The sequence below is a fragment of the Ruegeria sp. HKCCD8929 genome (genome assembly GCF_013031405.1).
Taxonomy (GTDB): Bacteria; Pseudomonadota; Alphaproteobacteria; order Rhodobacterales; family Rhodobacteraceae; genus Ruegeria.
On the sequence record NZ_WPZY01000095.1, the window covers coordinates 1 to 4337 of the forward strand.

Below are 4337 nucleotides of genomic sequence, written 5' to 3' on the forward strand. Positions count from 1 at the left end.
TGGACGCAGCACTTGATGCGCGTCAGCGCCAGGACTTGAGTGATGCAAAGGCGGCGGCGGAAGCGGCGGCCGGCAAGTTCGGCTTCTCGCTAGCGGACCTGGCGGGCAAAGGCACTGGCCGGGCAAAATCCAAGGCGGCGCCAAAATACCGGAACCCTGGCAATGCGGATCAAACCTGGACGGGCAGGGGGCGTAAGCCGCAATGGGTCATCGAGGCCCTGGCGGGTGGCGCGGACATCACCGCGCTGGAGATCTGATCTGACCGGGAGGCCGGGTCCCGGCCTCCCGCACAACGGACTGGCATGGTGAAACCGATCCGAATCCGGCCCTACGATATAGTATGTGGCGGTCCGGATGCCGGGGGTTCGCGACGTCCGACCACCACGCCCTGACGCGGGGAACTTCAATTCAGGCAACCGCCAAAGGCTATTCCCACATCCTGAGTGTGTTGCAGGGCCAAACGTCGAACCGAATACTGATCGTGGATACGATTCCTGCAGGCGTCAGCCGGCAGGAAGCATCGGTTGAATAGTTCGAACGCAGGCGGGCACACAGCTCGAACGGCAGCTTGCGCAGGCCTAACCTGCTTGGAGTGGGGCACCGGGAAGGGTCATGTCACCGTTTGTCGATACGGGCCGGAGTCCGTCGGGGAAAGCTAATCGGATTGCCTGACTTGTAGTGTTCTGTTCGCGTTGATCAGGACATAGACCTAGTCGCTATCTTGCACCGCCGTCTCTATGACAGCACAGATTAATCTTCGTATGACATCAACCGATACGGATGCCACTGAAACACCTGGAAAAGGCGTCATCTGGCAACAGGCCCCGTTGCGAGAACATCGACAGGAAATCGACCGTGTTATGGCCCTCGACGATAACGCCATCGATGACCCTCACCATGATCTGCGCCGGAAAGTTCACCGGCGTGCCGATAGCACGGCAAGTCGCGTGAATGCTGATCAGCATATGCACCCAGTCGCCGTGTTCCAGGGACTTGTCGATATGAATGTCGACATTACCTAGCAGCGCCAGAAAACCGCGAACGAAACCTTTGAATTCTTCAGGACCCAACAGTGGGTGATCGGCCAGCCCATGCGCATCGGTCGCGGGCTCCATCATCTCGTCCACTGCCGACATATCCTCATCGGCGTAAACCCGCTTGAACCAAGTTCTGATGACGTCCAGATTGCTCATATGATTAATCCCCCGTCGGAATGTCCTCGCGAATTACCGCCGTTGGTCGTGAGGTCCAGTGTAACCAACCGGGCGTGGCAGTGTTATGGTCCCTCACTTTCTTTATGCTGACATTGGAGGGTTTCCGTAAGGCGTCAAACGAGGTTGACGTGTGGGTGCTCGCAATCATCCCGATGTGCGAAGTTTCCAATGCTCTCCGCGAAGATTTGGTTGGGAGTTCCGAGTGCAACGTTGAGTTAGAAAAACTAAGCCGATCGACACAATTGACGACCGCGCGGACCGTCGTGCGCGACACCGCAAAGACGGGTCACCGCGCGCCCTAAACGCAAAAGATGATGTTGGTGGCAAATTTCTTCGGAAACGCGCCAAGGATTGACGCTCGGCACCCGTCAAACCAACGTGATGCGGATGAATTCAAGTGACACCGATCTGGCTCTTGCGGCTGCTGACGGAGACGCCGCCGCGTTTTCCGTGTTGTTGTCGCGGTGTTATGACGGGTTGTTTCGACTGGCGTTCCGGCTGACTGGCTCTCAACATGAAGCCGAAGACCTGACACAGGATATCTGTGCCAGCCTGCCTGCCAAGTTAGCGGCATTTCGGGGTGATGCGCAATTTACGACCTGGCTGTACCGGATCGCAGTGAACGCCGCCCACGATCGCCGGCGCCGGACCACCAGCCTCATGAAGGCAGCTGCGGGTTGGGGAGAGTGGGAGCAGAACAGGCAAGCCGCCAATGCGGAGAACGCCGCACAGGTCAACTGGCTGATGACCGCGATGACGGGCCTGCCCGAGGATCTGCGGGACACGCTGGCCCTTGTTTTGGACGACATGACTCACCGGCAAGCCGCTGCTGTCCTCGGCGTGTCGGAGGGAACGATTAGCTGGCGAATATCGGAAGCCAAAAAACATCTGCGCTGCCTGCGCAGTACGGAGGACCAGACATGAACAATGATCTGGAAGATCTGAAGCAAGCGATGAGAGCAGCCACGCCGGATCCTGATCCGTCGAGCAAGGCTGCCCATCTCGCTTTGGCACAGAAAAATTTCGTCAGCTTCCAAGGATCACGCAACGACAGGCGTCCCATCTCCAATCGCCCCAAGCGGGGCATTTGGATGGGAGCTTTTGCCATGTTGAACAGTCTTACCTCGCGCGCTGCCTTGACGGCGACCACCGCAGTTGTTGCCGCTGGGTTTGTGGTGGTGAATTGGTTGGAGGTGGCGCCACCCAAATCTGACCTTGGCGGTTTGCCGGTCCCTGAAGGCATTGCACCTGCTGAGGCGGGCTTTTCAAACCGGATCGCACCGTCTCAACTAGAACAGGGTGCGGAGTCCGCCGAAATTGACGATACGGCCGTAACGGAACGTCTTCGCAGCTCCGTTGGTTCAAAGGCGGAGGGAAGAGTGAGCGGTTTTTTTGGCGCGGCTCCCGCTGACGCACCGCATGCTTCGATTGCGGCCCCGCCAACTTTGAGCCAACGCGTGGCAGAGCCGGCAGTGTTGCCGCATGACGTCGACCGCGAGGTGTTTGCAAATGAAGACCCTGGCGGGTTGCAGGTCACGTCAGAGACGCCGGTTTCGACTTTCTCAATGGACGTTGACACCGCCTCTTACGCCATCGTGCGCAATTCCTTGATGAATGGCCACCTGCCCAATCCCGACGCCGTGCGGGTCGAGGAGATGATCAACTATTTTCCCTATGACTATCCGGCACCCGATGGCGCGGCGTTTCAGCCTACGGTGTCCGTTGGACCAACGCCCTGGAACCCGGATACCCGTCTGGTTCACATCGGCATCCAAGGCGCGCTGCCTGACATTGAAGACCGGGCGCCGCTGAATCTGGTGTTTCTAATTGATACGTCCGGCTCAATGAACGAGCCCAACAAGCTGCCGCTGCTGAAGCAGTCGTTCCGACTGATGCTGGGTCAACTGCGCCCAAGTGATCAGGTTTCAATTGTAACGTATGCGGGCAGCGCCGGGCAGATTCTGGCACCCACGAACGCATTGGATCGTGCCGCGATCCTGGCCGCGCTCGATCAATTGGATGCGGGCGGATCAACGGCAGGGCATGCCGGATTGCGGCAGGCTTATGCAACAGCTGCCGCCATGGCTAAGGAAGGCGAGGTGTCCCGGGTGATCCTTGCGACGGATGGAGACTTCAACGTGGGGATTTCTGATCCTGATGCGTTGAAGAAATACGTCGCAGACAAACGGGACAGCGGAACTTATCTGTCCGTCCTCGGCTTTGGGCGAGGGAACCTGAACGACGCAACGATGCAAGCTCTGGCGCAAAATGGCAACGGGCAGGCAGCCTATATCGACACGCTTGCCGAGGCGCAGAAAGTGCTGGTGGATCAGCTGACCGGTGCTTTGTTTCCTATCGCAAACGACGTCAAAATCCAGGTCGAATTCAACCCATCCCAAATCGCGGAATACCGTCTGATCGGTTACGAGACGCGGGTCCTGCGCCGTGAGGACTTCAACAACGACGCGGTTGATGCGGGGGATATTGGTGCCGGCCATAGTGTCACCGCACTGTACGAAGTCACGCCCGTGGGATCTCCCGCACAACTCACGACATCCTTGCGGTACGGTGCTGTGGCTTCCGGCGACGGTGGCGAGGAGTGGGGGTTCCTGGCGCTGCGATATAAACCTCCCGGTACTGCGACCAGCCAGTTGATCGAGACACCGATCACCGCGGACCTGGCGCCCTTGCCGGATGCCGGGTTTGCAACTGCAATTGCTGGGTTTGGGCAATTGTTGCGAGGTAGCACCTACGTGACCGAGTGGTCTTTTGAGGATGCAATCGCGTTGGCGGTTGAGACGAAGGGTGACGATCCCTTTGGCTATCGCGCCGAAGCGGTGCAACTCATGCGCTTGGCGGCAAGTCTGACTGAGGATTGAACGACGGCAGGCTTGTCCCACGGGCGCAACGGATAACATCGTCCAGCCGGTTTCCGGGCTTCCGAACATCGCGCTCAAGGAGTAGAGAGACCCGCAGGGAACGGCGGGGATTGCGGTCCTTCGCTGCGTTCGCAAAACAAGCTTCGTCAAGTAAAGAAAGCCGACATCTGTTCAGTCCAATCAATAGAAGTCTCATTCTGTCTCAAACTGTCCCAAGTTGAGACAGTTATTGTGGTGCTGGCAG

The 4337-nt window shown here is 58.3% G+C and carries 4 protein-coding genes; 3 read left to right on the forward strand and 1 reads right to left on the reverse strand.

The window, feature by feature from the left end; all coding sequences use genetic code 11:
* On the forward strand, positions 1-257 hold a 257-nt coding region (locus tag GOX53_RS28840), incomplete at its 5' end, for an H-NS family nucleoid-associated regulatory protein (protein WP_171182320.1).
* A gap of 510 nt (positions 258-767) precedes the next feature.
* Here GOX53_RS28840 and GOX53_RS28845 read toward each other — a convergent pair.
* On the reverse strand, positions 768-1193 hold the full coding sequence (locus tag GOX53_RS28845; RefSeq protein ID WP_171182321.1) for an ester cyclase: 426 nt from the start codon (positions 1191-1193) through the stop codon (positions 768-770).
* Positions 1194-1601: 408 nt separating this feature from the next.
* Here GOX53_RS28845 and GOX53_RS28850 point away from each other — a divergent pair, with 408 nt between their 5' ends.
* Positions 1602-2138 (forward strand): RNA polymerase sigma factor, encoded by a 537-nt coding sequence (locus tag GOX53_RS28850; protein ID WP_171182323.1) that lies wholly within the window; start codon positions 1602-1604, stop codon positions 2136-2138.
* Entirely contained in the window at positions 2135-4093 is a 1959-nt protein-coding gene (locus GOX53_RS28855; RefSeq protein WP_171182322.1) for a VWA domain-containing protein, read from the forward strand. The genes GOX53_RS28850 and GOX53_RS28855 overlap by 4 nt, the downstream gene beginning before the upstream one ends.
* Positions 4094-4337 lie beyond the last annotated feature (244 nt).

What these genes read in the sequence shown, in the direction of transcription:
- GOX53_RS28845 (WP_171182321.1), bottom strand. Translation starts at nt 1,193, where the DNA reads ATGAGCAATCTGGACGTCATCAGAACTTGGTTCAAGCGGGTTTACGCC.
- GOX53_RS28855 (WP_171182322.1), top strand. Translation starts at nt 2,135, where the DNA reads ATGAACAATGATCTGGAAGATCTGAAGCAAGCGATGAGAGCAGCCACG.
- GOX53_RS28850 (WP_171182323.1), top strand. Translation starts at nt 1,602, where the DNA reads ATGAATTCAAGTGACACCGATCTGGCTCTTGCGGCTGCTGACGGAGAC.